At 43.8% G+C, this 22,812-nt stretch carries 20 protein-coding genes; 12 read left to right on the top strand and 8 right to left on the bottom strand.

Translation table 11 applies throughout. The annotated features are described in order from the left end of the window. Positions 1-139 precede the first annotated feature (139 nt). The 10 genes from D2V05_RS19280 (at position 140) to trxB (ending at position 10,688) form a co-directional block, all read left to right on the top strand. Positions 140-595: a (2Fe-2S)-binding protein gene (locus D2V05_RS19280; RefSeq protein ID WP_119649283.1), complete on the top strand. Its 456-nt coding sequence runs from the start codon at positions 140-142 to the stop codon at positions 593-595. Positions 596-621: 26 nt separating this feature from the next. Next, entirely contained in the window at positions 622-2,826 is a 2,205-nt protein-coding gene (locus D2V05_RS19275) for a xanthine dehydrogenase family protein molybdopterin-binding subunit (protein WP_119649281.1), read from the top strand. A 472-nt stretch (positions 2,827-3,298) separates the two neighbouring features. Further along, on the top strand, positions 3,299-4,753 hold the full coding sequence (locus tag D2V05_RS19270) for an arginine decarboxylase (RefSeq protein WP_119649279.1): 1,455 nt from the start codon (positions 3,299-3,301) through the stop codon (positions 4,751-4,753). 119 nt (positions 4,754-4,872) lie between these two features. Then, on the top strand, positions 4,873-5,847 hold the full coding sequence (locus D2V05_RS19265; RefSeq protein WP_119641145.1) for a deoxyhypusine synthase family protein: 975 nt from the start codon (positions 4,873-4,875) through the stop codon (positions 5,845-5,847). Between the two features lie 2 nt (positions 5,848-5,849). Further along, the gene (locus D2V05_RS19260) at positions 5,850-6,164 is read left to right on the top strand and encodes a hypothetical protein (protein WP_119649277.1); all 315 of its coding nucleotides are present in this window, start codon (positions 5,850-5,852) and stop codon (positions 6,162-6,164) included. 23 nt (positions 6,165-6,187) lie between these two features. After that, positions 6,188-6,640, top strand: coding sequence for an NUDIX hydrolase (locus D2V05_RS19255; RefSeq protein ID WP_119649276.1), 453 nt, complete (start codon positions 6,188-6,190; stop codon positions 6,638-6,640). Beyond that, a complete protein-coding gene (locus tag D2V05_RS19250) occupies positions 6,606-7,019 on the top strand; it encodes a VOC family protein (RefSeq protein WP_119649274.1) in 414 nt (137 codons plus the stop codon). The genes D2V05_RS19255 and D2V05_RS19250 overlap by 35 nt, the downstream gene beginning before the upstream one ends. Positions 7,020-7,022: 3 nt before the next feature. Continuing rightward, positions 7,023-7,811: an RMD1 family protein gene (locus D2V05_RS19245; RefSeq protein WP_119649273.1), complete on the top strand. Its 789-nt coding sequence runs from the start codon at positions 7,023-7,025 to the stop codon at positions 7,809-7,811. An 11-nt stretch (positions 7,812-7,822) separates the two neighbouring features. Beyond that, on the top strand, positions 7,823-9,193 hold the full coding sequence (rimK, locus tag D2V05_RS19240) for a 30S ribosomal protein S6--L-glutamate ligase (protein WP_119649271.1): 1,371 nt from the start codon (positions 7,823-7,825) through the stop codon (positions 9,191-9,193). Between the two features lie 526 nt (positions 9,194-9,719). After that, positions 9,720-10,688: a thioredoxin-disulfide reductase gene (trxB, locus tag D2V05_RS19230; protein ID WP_119649266.1), complete on the top strand. Its 969-nt coding sequence runs from the start codon at positions 9,720-9,722 to the stop codon at positions 10,686-10,688. Positions 10,689-10,756: 68 nt separating this feature from the next. On the opposite strand, the gene D2V05_RS19225 is transcribed toward trxB, so the two are convergent. Continuing rightward, positions 10,757-11,200, bottom strand: a complete 444-nt coding sequence (locus D2V05_RS19225) for a hypothetical protein (protein ID WP_119649263.1) — start codon at positions 11,198-11,200, stop codon at positions 10,757-10,759. Positions 11,201-11,498: 298 nt separating this feature from the next. On the opposite strand from D2V05_RS19225, the gene D2V05_RS19220 reads away from it, so the two are divergent. Then, entirely contained in the window at positions 11,499-14,621 is a 3,123-nt protein-coding gene (locus tag D2V05_RS19220; protein ID WP_119649260.1) for a SusC/RagA family TonB-linked outer membrane protein, read from the top strand. Positions 14,622-14,632: 11 nt separating this feature from the next. After that, positions 14,633-16,114, top strand: coding sequence for a SusD/RagB family nutrient-binding outer membrane lipoprotein (locus tag D2V05_RS19215; RefSeq protein ID WP_119649258.1), 1,482 nt, complete (start codon positions 14,633-14,635; stop codon positions 16,112-16,114). A 17-nt stretch (positions 16,115-16,131) separates the two neighbouring features. Here the strand turns inward: D2V05_RS19215 and D2V05_RS19210 are convergent, their stop codons facing one another. From D2V05_RS19210 to D2V05_RS19180, 7 genes are all read right to left on the bottom strand, one after another. After that, a complete protein-coding gene (locus D2V05_RS19210; protein WP_119649256.1) occupies positions 16,132-17,178 on the bottom strand; it encodes an aminotransferase class I/II-fold pyridoxal phosphate-dependent enzyme in 1,047 nt (348 codons plus the stop codon). Further along, positions 17,178-18,188: a dipeptide epimerase gene (locus D2V05_RS19205; RefSeq protein WP_119649254.1), complete on the bottom strand. Its 1,011-nt coding sequence runs from the start codon at positions 18,186-18,188 to the stop codon at positions 17,178-17,180. Before D2V05_RS19205 ends, D2V05_RS19210 begins: the two co-directional genes overlap by 1 nt. Before the next feature lie 109 nt (positions 18,189-18,297). Beyond that, entirely contained in the window at positions 18,298-19,020 is a 723-nt protein-coding gene (locus tag D2V05_RS19200) for a head GIN domain-containing protein (RefSeq protein WP_119649252.1), read from the bottom strand. Between the two features lie 152 nt (positions 19,021-19,172). After that, positions 19,173-20,909: a PspC domain-containing protein gene (locus D2V05_RS19195; protein ID WP_119649250.1), complete on the bottom strand. Its 1,737-nt coding sequence runs from the start codon at positions 20,907-20,909 to the stop codon at positions 19,173-19,175. 10 nt (positions 20,910-20,919) lie between these two features. Beyond that, a complete protein-coding gene (locus D2V05_RS19190; protein ID WP_119641158.1) occupies positions 20,920-21,249 on the bottom strand; it encodes a PadR family transcriptional regulator in 330 nt (109 codons plus the stop codon). Between the two features lie 179 nt (positions 21,250-21,428). Beyond that, the gene (locus tag D2V05_RS19185; protein WP_119649247.1) at positions 21,429-22,220 is read right to left on the bottom strand and encodes a nuclear transport factor 2 family protein; all 792 of its coding nucleotides are present in this window, start codon (positions 22,218-22,220) and stop codon (positions 21,429-21,431) included. Continuing rightward, positions 22,220-22,702 (bottom strand): DUF4870 domain-containing protein, encoded by a 483-nt coding sequence (locus D2V05_RS19180; protein ID WP_119649245.1) that lies wholly within the window; start codon positions 22,700-22,702, stop codon positions 22,220-22,222. Before D2V05_RS19180 ends, D2V05_RS19185 begins: the two co-directional genes overlap by 1 nt. Positions 22,703-22,812: the final 110 nt, after the last annotated feature.

The following is a 22,812-nucleotide window of genomic DNA, read 5'->3' as shown; positions in this document are numbered from 1 at the left end:
GCCAGTGTTGAGTTGTTATTTATATTAAATTTAAGTAACTTCAAAAATTGTAAAAACAATGTTAATTTTTTTGGGATGCTTTATATTTTTAAAAGCATTCTAAGGGGAAATCCATAACTTCAAGGGGAATTTTTATATCATGGCACTATTTACACTGAACATCAACGGAAAGAAACAAGAGGTGGATGTGGATCCTACCACACCAATGCTCTGGGTTTTAAGGGACCATTTGAACTTGGTCGGAACAAAATATGGTTGTGGGATTGCACAATGCGGAGCTTGTACCATCCATTTGGACGGCACAGCAACACGGGCATGCATGCTACCTGTATCTTCTGTAGGCAACCAGAACATCACCACTATTGAGGGATTGTCTGAAAATGGCGATCATCCTGTACAAAAAGCATGGCTGGAAGTGGACGTTCCCCAATGTGGGTACTGTCAGGCAGGTCAGATCATGACCGCAGCATCACTTTTGGAAAAAAATCCAAATCCAACGGATGAAGAAATTGAGATGGCCATGAATGGCAACATTTGCCGATGTGGCACCTATCTGAGAATCAGGAAGGCCGTAAAAATGGCAGCGAACTCATAATCCAATTCATCTGAAAACCTAAAAACATGACACTAGTTAAAACAAAAATAGGAAGACGGGCCTTTATCAGAAATACTGGATTGGCCAGTGGCGGACTGGTATTGGGCTTCAATTGGTTGGCCTCATGCAAAATGACACCGGAACAGGTCAACAGTCTACCCAAGGAATGGTTCGATCTGAACGGGTTCCTCAAAGTAGGGGATAACGGGTTGGTGACCATTATGTCGCCAAACCCTGAGATAGGACAAAATGTAAAAACAGCTATGCCCATGATCGTAGCTGAAGAGTTGGATGTGGCTTGGAAAGATGTCATCGTTGAACAGGCGCCTTTAAATACCGATATTTTTACTCGTCAATTGGCGGGAGGTAGCCAATCCATCCGTCAAGGGTGGGAAAGTCTTCGTATGGCGGGCGCAACCGCCAGACAAATGCTGAAGGAAGCTGCAGCCCAGGCTTGGCAAGTTCCCGTAAGTGAGATTACCACCAAGGAAGGCCAGTTGATGCACGAAGCCAGCGGAAAATCCGCAGGGTATGGCGAAATGGCATCAGCCGCTACGGCTATTGAAGTGCCCGAGGAAGTGGAACTTAAGGATATCAATACCTTTAGCATTATTGGTACGAACAAGAAAAATGTGGATGGACCCAAGATCGTCACCGGTCAGCCACTTTATGGATTGGACGTTCAGAGGGAAGGAATGCTCATAGCCATGATCGTGCACCCACCTGCATTTGGAATGAAGTACAAAAGCATGAACGCCGAATCGGTGAAATCCATGCCAGGTATAAAGGATGTATTCCATTTTGAAGTGTATCCCGAAACTGTGGAAAAACAATGGTCCGATGGTGGAGGAATCCCCGAATTGGTAGCCATTGTAGGCAATAGCACTTGGGAGTGCATGCAGGCCAAAAAAGCGTTGGAAGTGGAATGGGAAGAAGCGTCCAAATTGGAGAGCACCGCTTACCATGATGAGGCTTTGACTGCCCTATTGGAGAAACCTACGGAACAACCCGCCAGAAAGGATGGTGATGTGGATGCGGCCTTTAAGAAAGCGGCCAAGATAGTGGAAAGCACGTATTCGGCTCCCTATCTGGCACACAATACCATGGAGCCCATGAACTTTTTTGCCCATGTTACGTCAGAGAAGGCAGAACTGCTGGGCCCCATCCAAACCCCGGAATTTTTGGAAAAAACCTTGGTATCCCGATTGGGAATGCCAGCGGAGAAAATAGATATTATGATGACCCGTATGGGAGGTGGCTTCGGCCGTCGTTTATACGGAACTTTTGCTGTGGAAGCAGCGGCCATATCCCAAAAAATGAACGCACCGGTCAAATTGGTGTATTCCAGGGAAGATGATATGACCCAGGGAACATACCGGCCTTCTTACAAGGTGAAATACAAAGCAGGATTGGATGAAAATGGCAACCTGATCGCTTGGCATGTGCGGGGAGCGGGTACCAATGATGATCTTATTTTCGAAGATCGTTTTCCAGCAGGGGCTGTGGATAATTATTTGGCAGAAAAACATGTCCTGCCGACCAATGTGACCACAGGGGCATGGCGTGCGCCACGTTCCAATTTTATTGCGGGTGCCGAGCAAGCTTTTATGGATGAGGTGGCAGAAGCCTCAGGAAAGGATCCAATCGAGTTTAGATTGGAGTTGTTCGATCGTGCCATCAATAATCCTGTGGGGGACCCTAAGAAGAACGATTATGATCCGGAACGCTATGCAGGGGTTTTGAAACTCGTCAAGGAAAAGGCCAATTGGAACGACACGGACAATGGCAAATCTAGAGGAGTTTCGGCCTATTATTGTCATAATTCCTATGTGGCCCAGGTGTTGGATCTTGAAGAGGGCAGTGGAACCCCAAAAGTAGGTAAGGTCTGGTGTGCCGTAGATTGCGGAATCGTAATCAACCCATTGAGTGCCAAAAACCAAGTGGAGGGAGGTATTGTGGATGGTATTGGCCATTCCACCTTCAGTGCCATGACCTTCACCGATGGTAAACCGAACCAAAGCAATTTTGATAAATACCGTTTGATCAGGAATATGGAGGCGCCCAAAGAGGTGGAGACCTTCTTTGTGGACAACGGCATTGACCCAACTGGATTGGGAGAACCATCGCTGCCACCTATTGTTGGGGCATTGGCAAATGCGCTGTATAAAGCTACGGGAAGAAGGCATTACAGCCAACCTTTCATTAGCGATAGACCGCCCTTGGTAGGATAATTGGGATTTTATAGATAAAACTTTAGGAATTATTCATGGCTCAGTAGTATCTTTATAAAGATATGGCTATGTTGAATAGCGACGTTCTTGGATTTGTGTGTATGTAAATAATTGAATTACAACTACTTATTATTGAAAATAATTTTTCGGTAAAAAAGTTGCGGTATTTGTTTTTTGTTTATGTTTGATCCATGAATGGGTCCCTTATGTTTGGACGCATTTGCCTATTAGCGTTGAAATTTTTTTTCATGTTCGGGCTTTTGGGAAAAAGGAAGTCTATCCCCCAAGCCGTCTTAGGGATAAGACACCGAATCTCAGGGCTGACTTCCGAAAAACACTCCTTGATCCGTGATTTCTCGCGGACCCCTAACTTTGTTCCATACACAGTTTTTGAATTTCGTATCTGAGAACCAGCTATTGGCCTGGCTTTAAAAGTTTTATTGTATCAATTAATCATCAATACGAAATTATAATGAAAACGAAATATATCGATTTGATCGAACAGACCTATGATTTTCCCCAAGAGGAGTTTCAGTTGGAAGACAACAAACTGCAATTCCACGGCATAGATCTTTACGGTTTGATCCAACAATACGGCACCCCTCTCAAATTCACTTACCTGCCCAAAATTTCGGATAACATCCAAAGGGCCAAAAAGTGGTTTAAGAGCGCCATGAAAAAGCACAAATATGCGGGCAGCTATCATTATTGCTACTGCACTAAAAGCTCCCATTTTGAGCATGTGCTGAACGAGGCCCTTAAAAATGATATCCATATCGAAACCTCCTCTGCATTCGATATTGACATTGTGCAACATTTGATGAAGGCCGGAAAGATTACCAAGAACACCTATGTAATCTGTAATGGGTTTAAAAGGGACCAATACATCAAGAATATTGCGGGATTGATCAACAACGGTCACAAGAACTGTATTCCCATTATCGATAATTATGAGGAAATAGATTTGTTGAGCGACGTTATCGAGGGCAACTTTAAAGTTGGGATCAGGATCGCTTCGGAGGAAGAGCCCAAATTTGAGTTCTATACATCGCGATTGGGAATCGGGTACAAGAATATTGTTCCCTTTTACAATCAATCCATCAAAACGAACGAAAAGGTGGAGTTGAAGATGCTTCACTTCTTCATCAACACCGGAATCAGGGATACGGCCTACTACTGGAACGAATTGTTGAAATGTCTCAAGGTGTACATCAGTCTTAAAAAGGTGTGTCCAACATTGGATAGTTTGAACATAGGAGGTGGATTCCCTATTAAAAATTCCTTGGCCTTCGAATATGATTATGAGTATATGGTGGACGAAATCATTCATCAGATCAAGCAGGCCTGTGACGAAGCAGAGGTAGATGTGCCCAATATCTTTACCGAGTTCGGAAGTTTTACCGTTGGCGAAAGCGGGGGTACCATTTACGAAGTATTGTACCAAAAGCAACAGAACGATAGAGAGAAGTGGAACATGATCAATTCATCGTTCATTACCACCATGCCCGATTCGTGGGCCATTAGCAAAAGGTTCATTACCCTATCCATCAACCGTTGGAACGATGAGTACGAACGCGTGTTGTTAGGTGGATTGACCTGTGACAGTGACGATTACTACAATTCGGAACAGCATATGAACGCCATCTATCTTCCCAAATACAGAAAGGACAGGCCACTCTATATCGGGTTCTTCAACACGGGAGCCTATCAAGAGACCATCGGTGGCTTTGGAGGATTGCAGCACTGCTTGATTCCCCATCCCAAACACATCCTTATCGATAAGGACGAGGAGGGAAACATGAAGACGACCGTTTTTGCTGAGCAGCAGACCGCACAGCAATTCCTGTCCATTTTGGGTTATGGCACCCAAAAGGAAGCGGGTTCCATGGTCAAATCAAAAGCATTGCCCGTACCCAGCAAAAATTAAATTTTGAACAAAGGGCCCACAGGGTCGTTAAATAGAAATCAATAAAGAAAATAGGGATTACGGATTTTGAGAAAACAATGATATATTTAGGTAGTCCGGAAACCTGATAGACAATAGAAATGAACAATAAAGGAGCAATATCACAATTTATTCAAAAGTATTACTTGCATTTTAATGCAGCCGCTTTGGTGGATGCCGCCAAAGGTTATGAGGACCAATTGAACCAAGGTTCCAAAATGTTGGTGTCCTTGGCCGGTGCCATGAGTACAGCAGAACTGGGCAAGATCTTTGCGGAGATCATCCGGACGGACAAAGTCCACATCGTATCATGTACGGGTGCCAACTTGGAGGAAGACCTGATGAACCTGGTGGCGCATTCGCACTATAAAAGGGTGCCCAATTATAGGGACCTGACCCCAAAAGAAGAGTGGGATCTGTTGGAGAAGGGGTTGAACCGTGTTACCGATACCTGTATCCCTGAAGAAGAGGCGTTCAGGAGGTTGCAAAAGCACATTTTTGAGATTTGGAAGGATGCAGAGGCCAAGGGAGAACGCTATTTTCCGCACGAGTACATGTACAAATTATTGCTTTCCGGGGTTTTGGAGCAATATTATGAGATAGACATCAAGGATTCATGGATGTACGCTGCCGCGGAAAAGAACCTGCCCATTGTAGTTCCCGGGTGGGAAGACAGCACTATGGGCAACATTTTTGCCAGTTATGTGATCAAAGGAGAGCTGAAAGCAAGCACCATGAAATCGGGAATTGAATACATGACCTTTTTGGCGGATTGGTACCAGAAAAATTCCGAAAAAGGAATTGGTTTCTTCCAAATAGGTGGAGGTATCGCAGGGGATTTTCCTATTTGTGTGGTGCCTATGCTATATCAAGATCTGGAGCAGACGGAAACTCCATTTTGGAGCTATTTCTGCCAGATCAGTGATTCCACAACCAGTTATGGATCTTATTCGGGGGCGGTGCCCAACGAGAAGATCACTTGGGGCAAGTTGGATATTGACACGCCCAAGTTCATTGTGGAATCCGATGCTACCATCGTAGCTCCCTTGATATTTGCCTACCTTTTGGACATGTAAAGATGAAGAACAGACAAACAGTAGCTTTAAAACGTGTAATCGTAGATTACAAAAAGCTGGACAACCATATGCTAAACCTTTTGGTGGAAAAATTTCCGGATGGGTACGATGATGACGATATCGTCACCTACCGTAATGCCAACAATGAGGTGGTGGAATGTATAGAGGTACGTACCGAGGATACTGCATATCTGGTAAAAGTGAGCAAACGACTCGTAATGGCCATGGAAGATTACGATGACTCCGATAATGATTCGGGCAGTGATGAAGAAACATCACTGGATACGGATGGATTGGAAAGCTCTGAAGAGGAGTAGAACAAAAACCAAAAGGGATCTTTATGAAAAAATTGATCAAATCCCGCTTGATAGCCGTTCACAAGGATCAGGTCCTAGTGCTTAAGAAAGTGGAACGCCCACTTAGGTATACGTTGCCCGGAGGTGTAAAGAAGAAGAAGGAGACAGAATCGGAAACACTCATCAGGGAGGTAGGGGAAGAAATAAAACTGAAACTGTCCCACAGCCAGTTCAATTTTTACCTCTCCCACATCAAAAAAGGCAAATTCCAGACCGTACTGAAAAACTATTACTTGGTACAGTTGAAGCCAAAGGCCATTCAAGTGAAGGAAAAACACAAGTTTGAAGAGGCCCTGTGGTTGGAATGGAAGGAAGCATTGCCGTTTATGGACAAAATGGACCGCATGGCCGTTAGGTCCTATTTCAAGAGTTTGGGAAGAAAATTAAAGAAAGAAAAATCAAATGGATATAAAGTTCCACCTCGCCTTGCCATGTAAGGACATAGCAGAAACCAGGGCTTTTTATTTGGATGTTGTAAAAGCGGGACTGGGTAGGCAGACCGAACATTGGCTCGATATCGACCTTTTTGGAAACCAATTGACCTTTACCCAATCCGGTAGTTTCAATTTTGATTTCAAGAACTATCGGTTGGAAGACTATATTTTACCATCCTTCCATTTTGGGGTGATCGTACCTGTGGAGGTTTGGGGGGAACTATATGCCAGATTGTTCCAGATGGATTTAGAGATTACCACAGAAGCCACCTTTATGCAAGACAAGACAGGGGAACATCTTTCCTTTTTTATACAAGATCCCAATGGTTATATGGTAGAGTTCAAAAGCTTTAAGGAACCTAAGGATATTTTTGCAACGTAAACAATGGACTCAAAAGCCATAGCCCTACATCTAGCTGAGAGCATCGATATATCTGGTTGCAGACAGGCCTTGGATAAAAAACTTGTTTATGGCGATAGGGACGAACTGTTCTATTCGGATGGAACGTTGGGCTATCTGTATGTTTTCAAATATGGAATCGTATCGTTCTATGGGTTTGATGAAACGGCCATCTCCAATATTTTGATGGAACTAAAGCCCTTTTGTGAAGAATGGCGCCAGTCAGAACTCACTGAGGAAATGGAAATTGAACTGGTTTCGGGAGAGCTGGCATCAAAAGTGACCAACAACAAGATAGTACTGTCAAAATCCAATGTGGAGGGCATGCGCTTGGCGTTGTTACACTTATCACAATCGGTGGCCTTGGATTACTTTGCGGGGTTGTCGGACCAAATCATGAAGGAGACCCGAATTCACACATCTTACTTGGAGCATAACGGTAAATTGGACCTTGGAGGAAAAAAGCTGAAGAAATACATTGCCAGGGTACTGAACATCAACAATCAGATTTCGGAAAACCTCTATATTTTTGATTCCCCTGAAGCAGCTTGGGAAGACGAATATCTGGACAGACTGGACAAAAGCCTCAAACAGATATTTGATCTGAAGGAGCGTTACCGTACCATCAAGGAGCAGGGGTACATCATAAAAGAAAACTTAAGCCTTTTTAAGGACATAATGGACCATAGGGAAAGTAGTAGATTGGAATGGATCATCATCATTCTGATTTTGGTGGAGGTCATGGACCTGTTCATTATGAGATTAATTAATTAACAACAATTATTTTGGACGATTTTAAAATATTGGGCAGCGAGGAGTGGTGCCGCTTCGAGGAATTGGGAATACCCGCCATCAAGGCTAGGGTGGATTCCGGGGCAAAGACATCATCCATGCAGGCCAACAAGATCAAGATTTTTAGTAAGGGGCTGGAAGATTGGGTACGGTTTGAGGTGAACCCGTTGCAGGACAACAGGAGCATCTCCATTCTGTGCCAGGCCAAACTGGTAGATGTTCGCAGTGTAAAGAGCTCACAGGGGATTTCCGAGGAGCGCCCCGTAATCAAGACCCCGGTGAACATTGGGGGCAATGTTTTTGAGATCGAGGTTACCCTGGCCAACAGGGATACCATGGAATATCGGATGTTGTTGGGCCGTGAGGCACTTAATGCAAGATATTTGGTGGATCCTTCCCAAAGTTTTTGCCAAGGTGATATTTCGGATGAAGAGATGTCACACAAATATAGACCCTACCAGTCCGATAAAACCGGGTTGAGTATTGGGTTATTGGCCAGTAATCCAGAGCTTTACAGTAATAAAAGAATCATTGAGGCAGGGGAAATGCGGGGGCATAAAGTGGTTTTTTTAAACGTGGAGAACGTTTATATGAAACTGGATGCCAGTTCTCCGGAAATACGATATAGGGGAGGTAACATTCTGGATAAGTTCGATGCCGTGATTCCTAGGATCAAGCCTTCCGTGACCTTTTATGGTTGCGCCTTGTTGAGACAGTTCGATACCCTGGGAGTCTATTGCTTGAACTCTGCGGATTCCATCAGTAAATCGAGGGACAAGCTTTTTGCCTCCCAGTTGTTCTCCAAACATGATATTCACATTCCGATTACCGGTTTTGCCAAATCACCGATGGATACCAAGGACTTGATCCGGATGGTAAACGGGGCCCCCTTGATCATCAAATTATTGGAAAGTACCCAAGGGAAAGGTGTGGTCTTGGCAGAGACCAATAAAGCGGCGGAAAGTGTCATCAATGCGTTTAAAAGTGTACAGACCAATATTTTGGTGCAGGAGTTCATCAAAGAGGCGAACGGTCAAGACATCCGATGTTTTGTGGTCAATGGTAAGGTGGTGGCATCCATGCAACGGCAGGCGCAAAAGGGAGAGTTTAGGGCCAACATTCACCAAGGTGGTGCGGCCTCTTTGATAAAAATTACTTCGGAAGAGCGAAAACTGGCCATAAAATCAGCAAAAGTGCTTAATCTCGATGTGGCCGGGGTGGATATCATCCGCTCCAATCGTGGACCTCTTTTATTGGAAGTGAACTCTTCCCCAGGACTAGAAGGAATCGAGAACACTACCGGAATGGACATCGCCAATGTAATGATTGAAACCATAGAAAGAAAACTAAAGTATGCCCAATAAAAACATAGTAGGTTAACTAATTTATAATCAATCAATTGAGTTTTAATCGGTAATTTCTTACACAGCGTACGCATTTTAGAGCCATAAATTGAAATGGGGCATCCGTTAAAGCAGATGCCCCATTTGTTAATTGGCCCCAATTCAAATCTCATAGCCATAGTATGTTTGTCCCAGTTAACGCACAAACCTCCTAAAAATAGGACGGGGTGATTGTAGGGACCATGTGTTCTTTTCCCCATATCTTATCATGAACGAGGTTTTACGTTGCGCCATGGGGGTTTTTGAGGTTGAGCCCCCTTGGTTGCAGCGGTTTACAGATCAAATATATGTTTCCCATAAATTTGACCTACTTTATTTGGAAAGGAGCTATGGAAATGGCTCCTTTTGTTTTTCTTTCCTTTTGAATCCCATTGATCTTATTCACGGAAATTGTTCACATCTTTTAAGAAAACGTGAAAGCAGCTTACTGTAAGTTTTTGCACAAAAAACCTACTTTTGTAAGATAATGCATTGAGGAATTTTTGTTATGTCAGAACAAGTAGAAAGAATAAAAACATTGATCATTGGGTCTGGTCCTGCAGGGTATACCGCAGCAATCTATGCTTCTAGGGCCGACTTGAAACCTGTAATGTATACAGGTATGGAGCCAGGAGGGCAATTGACCACTACAACCGAAGTGGATAACTTTCCAGGTTATCCTGAGGGTATAGATGGGCCAACCATGATGATGCAATTGCAGCAGCAAGCGGAACGCTTTGGTACCGATGTGAGGATCGGTATGGTTACTGCTGTTGATTTTAGTGACGAGATTGGTGGTTTGCATAAAATTACCGTGGACGATTCTAAATTGATTGAGGCAGAAACGGTGATCATATCCACTGGGGCATCTGCAAAATATTTGAACATCCCGAGCGAACAGCGTTTACGCGGTGGTGGTGTCTCGGCCTGTGCCGTTTGCGATGGTTTCTTTTACAAAGGTCAGGAAGTGGCCATTGTTGGGGCAGGGGATACCGCCGCTGAGGAGGCATCCTATTTGGCCAATATCTGTAAAAAGGTGACCATGTTGGTGCGTAAGGACCATATGCGTGCTTCAAAGGCCATGCAGCATAGAGTGAACAGTATCGATAATATCGAGATCAGGTACAATACCGAAGTGGACGAAGTATTGGGTGATCAAGTGGTCGAGGGAATAAGGATTGTGGACAACCAAACCGGGGAGAAAGAAGAGATTTCGGTTACGGGATTGTTCATTGCCATCGGACACAAGCCCAACACCGATATCTTTAAGGGACAATTGGACATGGATGAGACCGGATATATCATCACCCAGCCCAAATCCACGAAAACGAATAGGCCAGGAGTTTTTGCCAGCGGTGATGCCCAGGACAAGATATATAGACAGGCCGTTACGGCTGCAGGCACAGGGTGTATGGCAGCTTTGGATGCCGAGCGATACTTGGCAGCGGTGGAAAGCAAGGAAATGATGGCTTCCTAAACGGAAGATCCACAGAACAGATTAAAAAAGGCACTGAATTTCAGTGCCTTTTTTCGTGGAATGCTAACTCAATCAATCCGTCTGTAGTTTTCTGAAAAAGTTCGGTTGCCATCGGCATCGACCGAAATCTGGCTAAAGGTATCCTCATTCAAGATCAACTCGAATGTAAAATTTCTCATGGTGTCCAAAGCCTTCATCATTTCATCATCCCCGTACTCAATGACTTCAACCAGTTGGCCATCGGTAACACGGTAAGAACCATAGCCAAATCTGCCATTGGGATCATCTGGAACATACCGCGTCCACATGATTTTTTCCTTGGAGTACATCTTGACCTGTCTATACCCATCCGATTTTGGAATGGTATCGGTAACGTTCTGTCCGTCGTAATTATAAAAACTTTGGAGTTCCCAAGTTCCCTCAATGGTGGGGTCGTTATGCTCGAGTCCCTTAAAGCTTCCCGCCATTAAGAACACAACAAAACATAGAATAAATAAAATTGATTTTTTCATACGGTTTGACTTAATGGAAATTAAAGAATATACAAAAGATAATAATATTTTATGAAAATATTAAATTTTTACACTTAAAATTTTAACATATATATAATCCAGTGATTTTGGACGGAAGGAGAAAAGAGATCGGTCAAATTAATGGAGGGACAATGTCATTTTCAATAGATCTCTAAAGAATTTGAAAAAAAAAGGGTAATCCATCTATTTTTTTATAAAATAAACATTTCTTGATTAAAATGTTTGATTTGTAAAAAAAAATGAACAAATTTCGGTAGTATTAACACAAACTTAAGTAATGAGAAACATTTATTTGACATTTGTTGCAGTGTTTTCTTGTATTGCTGCGTTTGGGCAGACCATTACGGGGACCGTATCCGATATTTCGGGTACTCCTTTACCTGGGGTGACCATAGTAGTAAGTGGTACAAACAATGGTACAACTACCGATTTTGATGGAAATTACACCATCAATGCCTCCAGTGGGCAAGTGCTGAGATTTTCCTATTTGGGGATGAAGCCAAAAGACATTAACGTGGGGTCCGAAACTACTATCAATGTAGTTTTGGAAGAAGATTCCACACAACTTGATGAGGTTGTGGTGACCGCATTTGGTGTAGAACAAAAACAGAAGTCATTGGGTTATTCTGTGACCAAGGTCAATACTGAGGACCTTAACCTAGCTGGACAGTCAAACCCTATCGAGAGTCTACAAGGACGTGTGGCCGGGGTACAGATCAACCGTTCTTCCGGTACATCGGGAGGCGGTGTGGATATTCTGATCAGAGGTGTTACCTCTATCAATCCTAATAGGAGTAACCAGCCCTTGATCATTGTGGACGGACTTGCGTTGAACAATGACACCTTTGCTGGGGAGGTTAGACCCAGTGCAGGGTCTAACTCGCCTAGCAGTTCCGAGCAGTTTGCCTTCTCCAATAGGGCAATGGACTTGAACCCTGAGGACATTGAAAGTTTCAACGTATTGAAGGGGGCGGCTGCAACTGCTCTTTATGGGGTGAGGGCATCCAATGGTGCTATTGTGATCACCACTAAAAAAGGAAAACAGGGCAAGGCCAAGATTAATTTGACGGCGTCCACGACTTTTAGGAACGTAACAACTACGCCACCTCTACAAACAACTTACAGGGAAGGATATAACGGGGCACCTAGAACCCTGTATGACCCAGAGTCGGAAACAGGCTTCAACCGTGTCCAAAATGCGACTTCTTTCTATTCATGGGGTCCTGAGTACTCCTTGGATTCCTATGATTTAGGCGAAGGCAACATAGTTGACCTGTCCAACGATCGTTTTTATAGCCCTTATGATATTTTCAGGACAGGTTTTAATTCACAGCTCAATCTCAGTCTTAGTGGGGCCAACGATCGTTTGAGCTATTATTTTTCCTTGGGTAACAACAATGAACAGGGGATTTTGCCCAATACAGACTATAAAAAGACCAACTTCAGGTTGAAAGCTGGGTATAAGGTAACCGATAACTTCTCTGTGGACGGTTCAGTAGCTTTTACCAATTCAGGGGGAAGAAGGGCTAACGGAGGTGATAAATCGGTGATGAGTGCACTGTCCTATTATTCTGGCACATTCCCGATCAATGATTATATGAACCCTGATGGTAGCGAAAGGGACTATTCTTTTGGTATCATTGATAACCCTAGATATTTGATGGAAACCAGTAATTTGGAGGACGATGTAAACCGTTGGATCGGAAATACCACCCTAACCTGGTCTCCTAAGGATTGGGTAACGGTTACCTATGCCGCCCAAATAGATAATTATTCCGATGTCAGGAACCGATACGTGGGGCCGGATTTGGATGGTGGTTCACAGGTGGGTGGTTTCATCCTAGAGCAGAATATCAATTTTACCGGGTTGGAATCCAACTTTTTGGTAGCATTCAATAAATCTTGGTCAGAGGATTTTACCACGGACCTTACATTGGGTCACCAGCTTTCCGATACCAAGAGAAACTACTTGGAGGCAAGGGGTGAAGGTTTGAACATCCCTGGTGTAAACGAAATTGGAAACACCACCAATTTTTTTATCAACAAAAGCATTGTACAGAATAGGACAGTTGGTGTTTTCGGTGAGTTGAAGTTTGGTTATAAAGATAAATTGTTCCTTTCCTTAACAGGTAGGAACGACTGGATTTCCACCTTACCGAAAGAAAATAGATCGTTCTTCTACCCATCAGCGAGTTTGGCATACGATGTATCCGATTTGTTCGGGGACAACGATATTTTTTCTTTTGGAAAACTCCGTGCATCTTGGGCCGAGGTTGGTAAAGGGCCCGGCTTTGGAGATGTGGGCCAATATTTCGTAGTGGATGGGGATTTTCCTTTTGGTGGCGTTGGTGGCTACAGGAGAAGCACCTTGTTGGGCGATACCAACATAAAACCGGAAAGAAACCAGTCTACGGAATTTGGAGCGGATCTCAGGTTCTTCGATAACCGTATCCGTGTGGATTATGCATACTACAACACGCGTGTAAAAGATCAAATCTTCACTGTGGGCACCGCTTATTCTTCCGGTCTTTCAGGAATTACCAGAAACGCAGGCGATTATAAAGTATTCGGACATGAACTGTTGTTAAGTGCCGATGTTATTCGAAATCAAGATTTACGATGGGAGTTGATATTGAACTGGTCTACCAGCGAGGGAGAGGTATTGGAAATACCTGACGACATTGAAGCCATCATCTTTGCTGATTCAGGATTTGCGGGAGTAACTTCCGAAGTTCGCGCCGGCGATAAAATGGGTAACCTCTATGGGTACAAATGGGTCTATGAAAATGGACAAAGATACATAGGTCCGGATGGTTATCCCGTAATCAATACGGATGAAAGAGTTGTGGTGGGCAACGCGTTCCCCGACTTTATCTCATCCATTGGAAGTAACTTGAAATATAAAGGTATTGGCCTTAACTTCTTGTTGGAGTGGAAAAAAGGAGGTGACCTCTATGATGCTGGTTTGAGAAACTCCATCCGTAACGGTAACCCATTAAGCACGCTTCAAAGAGACGTAAATGTGGTGTTGGATGGTGTTATGGATGACGGAAATGGTGGTTTTGTGCCCAATACCACAGAGGCATTGATCGACCAAAACTATTATCGTAACTCCAATGTGTACAACCGAGCTTCTGAAGTTTTGGTACAGGATGCATCATGGGTTAAGATTCGTAACATTTCCTTGTCCTATGACTTTCCTGCCAAGTTGATCAAAAACTTCAATCTGGAAAAGGTAAGTGTTTCGGCAAGTGCCAACAACCTTTTGCTATGGACTCCTTTTGATGGGTATGACCCTGAAGGTAACCAGTATAGTGCGGGTAGTAATGTATATGGTTTCACTGGATTGAACATTCCATTGTCTGAAAGCTATTCATTGGGATTGAACATTGCATTTTAAAAAAAAATACTATGAAGAAAATAAATATAATTAAGGTTTTTCTGTTATGTGCCACGATAACCTACGTAGGATGTAGCGAAGATTATTTTGATGTGAACACGCCTTCCAATACGGCTAAATTGGAAGACTTGCGAATGAAAGATCTAATAGCTCCCGTTATTCACAGCACTATGGAGGGACAGCGTTCCGCGGAATTGTCATTTGGTAATTATGTGCAGAATTTTGTGTCCGCTGGGGGTGGCGCGGCCGGACAGACCTCTGTAAGTGGTCTTTGGAGCCAGGTCTACCTTTATGTTTTGCCCAATCTTGAAGCAGTGAAGGACAAGGCAGCGGAAACCGGGGCAACGCATATTGATGCCATTGCGGATATTTTGATTGCTGCCAACATTGGAATTGCGACAGATTCTTGGGACAATATCCCGTATTCAGAAGCTAGTGATGGTCCTGACAACAATTTCGCGACTTTTGATACCCAAGAGACTATTTACACTGAGATTTTTAGTTTGTTGGATGGAGCCATTGCCAAATTAAGTGCTGCCGATAATTCAGGATTTGAACTCGGTTCTTCCGATTTGATCTATGGTGGTGATTCCGCTAAATGGTTAAGGGCGGCTTATTCCCTTAAGGCACGTTATCAGCTCCACTTGATGAACAAAGGACTTATTTCCCCTTCTGAGGTTCTGGCAACCGTGGATAACGGATTTACTTCCAATGATGATAATTTCGCTATGTACTATGATGAAAAGAATATCAACCCATGGTACTCGTCCGAAATTTTGGCGAGAAATACGGGAAATTTGAGCAACGACATTGCCAGCCAGTTGGTAAGCTCTATGAACGGTGATTATTACCCATTCCAAGGAGGCTTGGTTGAAATAGACCCAAGATTGCCCTTATTTGCCCAAAATGGTGATGAAGCTGAATACAAAGGTTTTGTTAGTGGCGGTGGCGGTATTGCACCTGATGGTACGGATGCCAATGCAAGGTTCAGGACCGATGGGTTTTATACCAGTGTTGACTCTCCGTTAATATTGATTACCTATGCCGAAGTGTTGTTCATTAAGGCGGAAGCGGCTTTTATGGCCAATGGCGGTACCACTACAAGCGTAGGATCCAATGCAACGGCTTATGCCGCTTATATGGATGGTATTGCAGCCAGTATGGATATGTATGGTGTGGATGGAACGGATTACATGGCCGATGGAGCAGTGGATGTTGGTGAGGCATCCTTGAGCTTGCACCATATCATGAAGGAAAAGTACATTCACAATTTCTTGAATCCAGAGACCTTTGTGGATTACAGACGTTATGACTTTTCAGATGATGTGTTTACTGGTCTACAGATCAGAAGTGAAGAGGACAGTGCCGATAATGAATTCTTGGGTCAATGGTTCCGAAGGGCCAATTACCCTGATACGGAATTGACCAGAAATGAAGCCAATGTATTGGCCAACCAGCAAACACCGGTAACCCCAGTTTGGTGGGATGAATAAAAAGTAAAATACAATCCTTAAGTCAAGAGGGTGTTCAAGCAGTGGACCAATTGCTGAACATCCTCTTTCTTATGGTAGGCGCTCAATACGATTCTACTGACCAATGGACCATTGGCATCCGGATAGTTAAAGTTTGTGACGATAAAACCTCGGTCTTCCAGTTCTTGGGCCAAGGAGGCATTTTCAAATTCGAAAGTGGGATGCCCTTTCATATGTTGAAAATATTGGGATTGATCTAGGGAACCCAAGAACCATTGATAATTTTCCATCAATGTTGTCAAGCGTTCAACATAAAGGGTTTCCGCATCAATCAAAGTGCCCATGAATGCAGGCAATGCCGGACTTGCCCCGCCATAAAATGGTGTGGTTTTAAGCGTTTCAATAATCTCCTCATCACCAAAAACAGCTCCTGCCTGTATGCCCAATCCTTTTCCCAAAGAACAACAGACCAACATTTGGGCAGGGTTAAGTTTCTGCAAAAGACCATAGCATCCTTTCCCCTGGTCGCCAACAATTCCAATGCCATGGGAATCATCGCCCACCAGCATGATTTTATCCAAGGGAAGTTGTTGCAATGCTTCAAAGTGTGGATATTGTTTCGCTGTAAAATCGATGGTATCAAAAAGGAGCACGGGCATAGGCCCCTTATTTGAAACCTGCTGCTCCAAGGCCAGGTTTAGTTCCTTAAAACTATGCGTTCTGGTCACCCCATTCATGAGCATGGCTGTGTGCGCGTTCGGTGCCGCGAACAAGGTATGCCCTTTATGTAATAAATGTTGAATGACCAATTGCGCCGCCAGATATCCCGAAGACATCGTAAGGCAAGCTTCACTACCCACCCAATGGGCCAAATGCCCCTCTGCTTGTTGATAAATATCCAATGCTACATTAGACCGACGCGAGGCTCCATAATGCATGCCATACCGCTCCACATTTTTCAGGAACAGTTTTTTAAACGGAGTGTAGGATTGAAGGCCCAGATAGGCTGTCCCCCCAAAATAGAGATATTCCCTGCCGTTGGCATGGATGGATCGGTCTGGTATCCTGGGAAGGGAAATGGCCATTACAATAAAGCTATACCACTGCCTGGCAGTTTGGGGAAAATCACTTTGCCATCATTCAATATCGTAACTCCGGTGGCGATGTCGCCTTTAAGTAGCATGGCCCCGTCCATATCCACAAAATCCAATTGGGGAAGTAATTGGGCAATCGCCGAAATTCCTACGGTGGATTCCGTCATGCACCCGACCATAATCTTTAGTCCCAATTCCTTGCCTTTGGCAATCATCCGCCTTGCTGGGGTCAGACCTCCACATTTGGTCAGTTTGATATTGATGCCATCAAAATAAGGCCCGCATTTTTCCACATCGCTTTCCACGATACAGCTCTCATCTGCAATGACGGGGAGCACACAGGATTCCTTAACCTTTTTCATGCCTTCCCAATTCTCGGCCTTAAGGGGTTGTTCCAAAAATTCAACCCCAAGATCTTTTAAAAAGGGAGCATTTTTTATGGTCTCTTCCGCGGTCCAGGCACAATTGGCATCAATACGGAATATGCTGTCGGTATGTTTCCGAAGTTCCCTAACTATGGCCACATCGTCCTTGGTGCCCAATTTGATCTTGTACAAGGGCCATGGTTTTTCTTTCAGTTTTTCTACCATTTTTTCAATGGTATCGATGCCGATAGTATAGTTGGTAGTGGGGTAATAACTTGTATTGGTGCCCCAAATCTCGTATAAGGGTTTTCCTTGTAGCTTTCCATATAGATCATTGGCTGCCAAATCCAGGGCGCAAAGGGTAAAGTTCTGCAATCCCAATGATTCCAGATGTTTGTAGAAATTTTCAGGATTGTCAAAGTCGTATGCCTCAATGGAATCTCGCACAGCTTCGATTTCTGCCGTCATGCTTTCCACAGTGCTGTTGTAATAGGGATTAGAGGTGGCTTCACCATACCCGGTTTTTCCGTTGAGGCTCAGCCCAACGATCATAGTGTCTTGGGTATCGTGGGATTCCCGTGAGATGGTGAAAGTATGCGCTAACTGAAGGATGTATTTTTTGATTTCTATCTGCATCAAGGACCTATTTTATAAAGATGCTAAGATAGGGTTTCGGCTACGGTTTATAAAGACAAAGGCCCATTGAAATTTCAATGGGCCTCTCATTTTTTGATTGGTTTTGATATCAATATTTGCGAACGCTACCGGATACCGATTTTTTGGTCTGTACACTAGCTTCTCCTGTGTAGGAAATGTCCGCTCCACTACTGGCGTCGGCCACTAGGGATTCGGTCACGTTCACCGTAATATCGGCCCCACTGCTGGCATCGGCATTGCAACGTTTCACCAGAAGGTCCCTTGCCTTGATGTCGGAACCGCTGCTGGCATCGGCATACAACATATCGGCCTTGCCAGAAACTTTGATGTCCGCACCGCTACTGGCGTCCGCGTTAACTTCCCTTGCAGACAATTCTACAGTAAGATCGGATCCACTGCTGGCATCCAGTTCAATGCTTTCAGATTCTACAACATTCTGTACGATAAGGTCCGCCCCACTGGAACTCTTCAAAGCAGTAATGCTGGGAAGGGATACATAAACGTTTTTGGTGGCCCTTCCAATGTTTTCAATGGCGTGGATCTTTAATTTACCGTCCCTTACATCGGTACCGATCAAATCGATGATGTTTTCATCGGCTTCCACGGTAATCTTGAACTCGGAGTCCTGGGTTACAAATACATCGATACCCTCGGAGGCCAAAATCTCGGTAAACTCCTCTGGAATGTTTCGGGTTTCTTCCACTACTTGGCCGTTACCGGTTTTGCCGTGTCCAAAGTTCACATCCATCATACAGGACGATGCGAACAAGGATAGGAGTGCTACGATTGCTAATCTTGCTAGTGTTGTCATGATTGTTGTTTTTTGTGCCTAGCTTCACTGGGCACCTATTATTGATTGATTTTGAAAATTGATTTGATCCATACTGAAATAATTCAGTGTAAATGTCTATTTAATTGTGTTTGATGTGAATTTTGATTGACCCAACTGTCGAATAATGCTTCTCAATTGTTGTTTTTCTGTCCTGCCTTCATTTTGATACCATCCTCGTCAATCTTCATCTGAAAGGAATCTTGATTATCCTTAATGTCGATATCGATACCGTCTTCATTGATGATGATTTTGTTGTTGCCATCCCCGTCATCGGTGTCTTCCAATTCCGGACAGTCCAGACACTTCAATTCGCCATCCTTGTCCATCTTCCACAAATATCCAACAATACCACTTCGGTAGTAATCCCTGTCATTTTCAATACCTCTGGCGATGTGGTATTTAGTGGATTGCTCAAAACGTACCATTTTGCCTTCAGGGACATGGATGGTAACGGAAACTTCTTGATTTCTGGCCTTATTGGAAGTGTCGGTGGTCAAATATTCGTCCAAGATGATTTGGTTGCCCACCAACTCATAGCCAAAATCAATTTTTTTGGCCCTTTCACGGGCGGCCAAGGAAGAACTTCCATTGGCGTCTTTGCGAACAGTGATGTTCACCAAGCTATCCTCGGATTTTCTGACACGGATTTCCACATCATCCGAAATGAGCATTCTTTTATCGTTTTGGTCATAGGCGAAGGACATGCGACCGAAATGGACGTCGTCCCTGGTATACTCATAGCCAGGATTCTTCATTTTGATGACCAAGGTGTCGGATACATTTTCCATTGTCAGTTCATTGCGCTCATGTACACTCCCCGTGTTCGAGAATTCTGCCGCTTGACGAATACCCAGGGCAATCAAGATGCCCACGGATATCAACCAAAGCCCCAAAAGGGTAAACTTGGCAATGTTCCCGATGGATTTTAGGTTGTTCACCAAAATCTTCAGGCCTAAATACAGGACAAAGAAGAACGGAATGCCCACGGCAAAGAACAACAGGATGGATACCACCCAAACCGGTGCCCCCGTGGTGTTCACAATCTCATAAAAATCCACACCGGGAAAATGTACCGCATCGAACATACCCACGGTGAAAAGGGCAAAAAACAGACCTATCAAAGTGGCTGCGCCAATAATGATCAACAAAATACCGATGAACTTACCGAATACCTTAAATAGGAACAGGATAATATCCCCGATGGTATCAAAAAAGGTCTTGGAGCTGCTTTTGACCTTGTTGCCCATTTTTTCATAGTCAACACTTTTTACCTTGTCGGCAACATCATCAAACCCCTCTTTAACTTTGCGTTCTATATTGCTGATGTTGACAGGCTCCCCCCGCATATCCAATTTTTGCGAAGTGGTCACGGCCTCGGGAACCAAGATCCAAAGTAGGATGTAGGCAATCAACCCAAAACCGCTAGTGAATACGGCCAAAAGGATAAAGATCAACCGGATCCAAAGGGCATCGATGCCCAAATAGTGCTCCAGACCGGCACACACACCACCAATATATTTATGGTCAATATCCCTATAAAGTTTTTTGTTTCGGGTCTCTTGTTGGGGACGGGATTTTTTGGGCTCGTCCTCAAAAATATCCTCATCTACCATATAGTCTTCAGGCTGTCCCATAACATCGATCACCTGATCTACTTCCTTATGGGTAATTACCTGTCTTTCGTTCTCCATTTTCTCCAAAAAGAGCTCGGCGATCCTCGCCTCAATGTCGGCTATGATCTCATCGCTCCCGGTGGTACCAGCAAAGGACCTTTTAATGGACTCAAGGTACCGCCTCAGCTTGTTATACGCATCGTCGTCTATGTGGAAGAGCGTATTTGCCAAATTTATGTTTACTGTCTTGTTCATTTTTTGATTCTTATTTTGTGTTGGTTACCAGATTGACTGCATTTCTAAGTTCATCCCAGGTACCGTTCAGTTCTTTGAGGAACAACCGGCCCGTTTCGGTAAGGGCGTAATATTTGCGGGGAGGTCCCGATGTGGATTCTTCCCAACGGTAGTTGAGCAATCCAGCATTTTTAAGCCTTGTGAGCAATGGGTATATGGTACCTTCCACTACTAACATCTTAGCGTCCTTTAAGGCATCCAGAATCTCGGAGGCATACTTGTCGTCATCCTTGAGGATGGACAGGATGCAGTATTCTAGAACCCCTTTGCGCATCTGTGCTTTTGTGTTTTCTATGTTCATAACTTCATGGTTCTATTAAATTAACTGTTCGTTTTTGATTTGCCAAACTAGGTCTGGTCCGGTTTCCACTCCATTCCCCTGTGATGAGCAGGGGAGTGGAAACGCTTTTTGATTGATGATCTCGTTTTTTGATTGATGATTAAACTCCTGTTTTTTTGATTGATGATTTTTATGATTGATTACGTTTTTTGCGCTTCGTCCACGATTTGGTCGTTTTCCAGGATCACCATTTTACTCACCTTTTTATCGGTCATGATGAATTTGAACTTGGTGCCCCTTTCCTTTATATAAAAGGTGTCCTCGGATTGTGGGTAAAGGGTTGCCTGAAAACCTTTCGATTGCAATAGCAGGTGGTCCGATTCCCTTTTGATGCTTACCTCGCCCACTTGGGGAGATTGGTATTGACCTTCATATGTTTCCAACACTTCTGGAGAAAGAGAGACCATGGTTTGGTGTTCTTCGGATGGAGTAGCATGATGGTCATAGCTCAGCTCCCTTTTAATTTTCCATTCACCGTTCACCAACATCCACACATGGGTGAATTTTGCGATGTCCCCTTTTTGGTATTCGTTCTTATCGTTCAAAAACTCAAAACGATGTATCCCATGCTGGATGGCCCCATAAAGTTCACCGTCTTTTTTTAGTGGATACACTTCCAAACTACCATCGATCAATATCCTTTTGGCATATTGGGGAGCGGAAGGGTCTCTTTTTTCACAGTTCTCACGGGTGGGTCTAAGGAATTCTTCTCTGCCATCCGTAAAACCACCACGATCGTGATAGAATTCAAAATCTTCCGTGAATAAAGATGCCATGGTATTGGTATCGCATCGATTGAATGCGGCATCGAACAAAAGGCTGTCCTTCGATTTTAAGGTTTTATAGAGTTCGGTATCCTCTCCAACCTGAGCGCTGGCCAACGTTGTCATTCCTACTAGTGCAAGGGCCATGATGTTTTTAGTCCTGTTCATTATTTGATGAATTTAATGGTGAAAGGATATTTAAAATGTTGTCCCTCATTGGTCCTGATGGTAGCCAAAATGGTGAAAACAATGTTCACAACGGCCAAACCTACCTGTAGCAGACCAGTGATGCTAGCGGGCCAAAAAAGTCGACCAAACCTAAAGTCATCACTACTGATGTGGATGTTCAGGTTGTTCAGATTACTCAATTTGTGGAAACCGAAAACATCCCAGTCGAAAAGGTCGGGCAAGAACCCGATAAAGAAGGGAATGGTAATCAAGCCGGCCACAATGGCGTATAACAGCATGCTGATCTGAAAATTGAGGGCCTGTTTGCCATTGTAATCGACAAAGTCGTACTGCTTTTTGTTCGACATCCAAAGGATCAAGGGCACGATAAAGTTCCCAAAGGGAATAAAGTACTTCGAGAACGTGGATGCGTGGATGATCGCGGATAAGTTTCGTTCGTGTTTGGTTAATGTAGTTGCCATTTTTGATTGATGATTTTGATATATAAATGGGTAAACCTATTAGCTTACGATACAAATATATATCTAAAGGATGGTACTATGCAAAACAAAGTACTATAAATTAACATATT

Origin of the sequence: Flagellimonas pelagia (assembly GCF_003584135.1) — a bacterium.
Classification (GTDB): Bacteria; Bacteroidota; Bacteroidia; order Flavobacteriales; family Flavobacteriaceae; genus Flagellimonas; species Flagellimonas pelagia.
The sequence above is the reverse complement of the archived record's forward strand: the minus strand, read 5'-3'. Positions and strand labels throughout refer to the sequence as shown.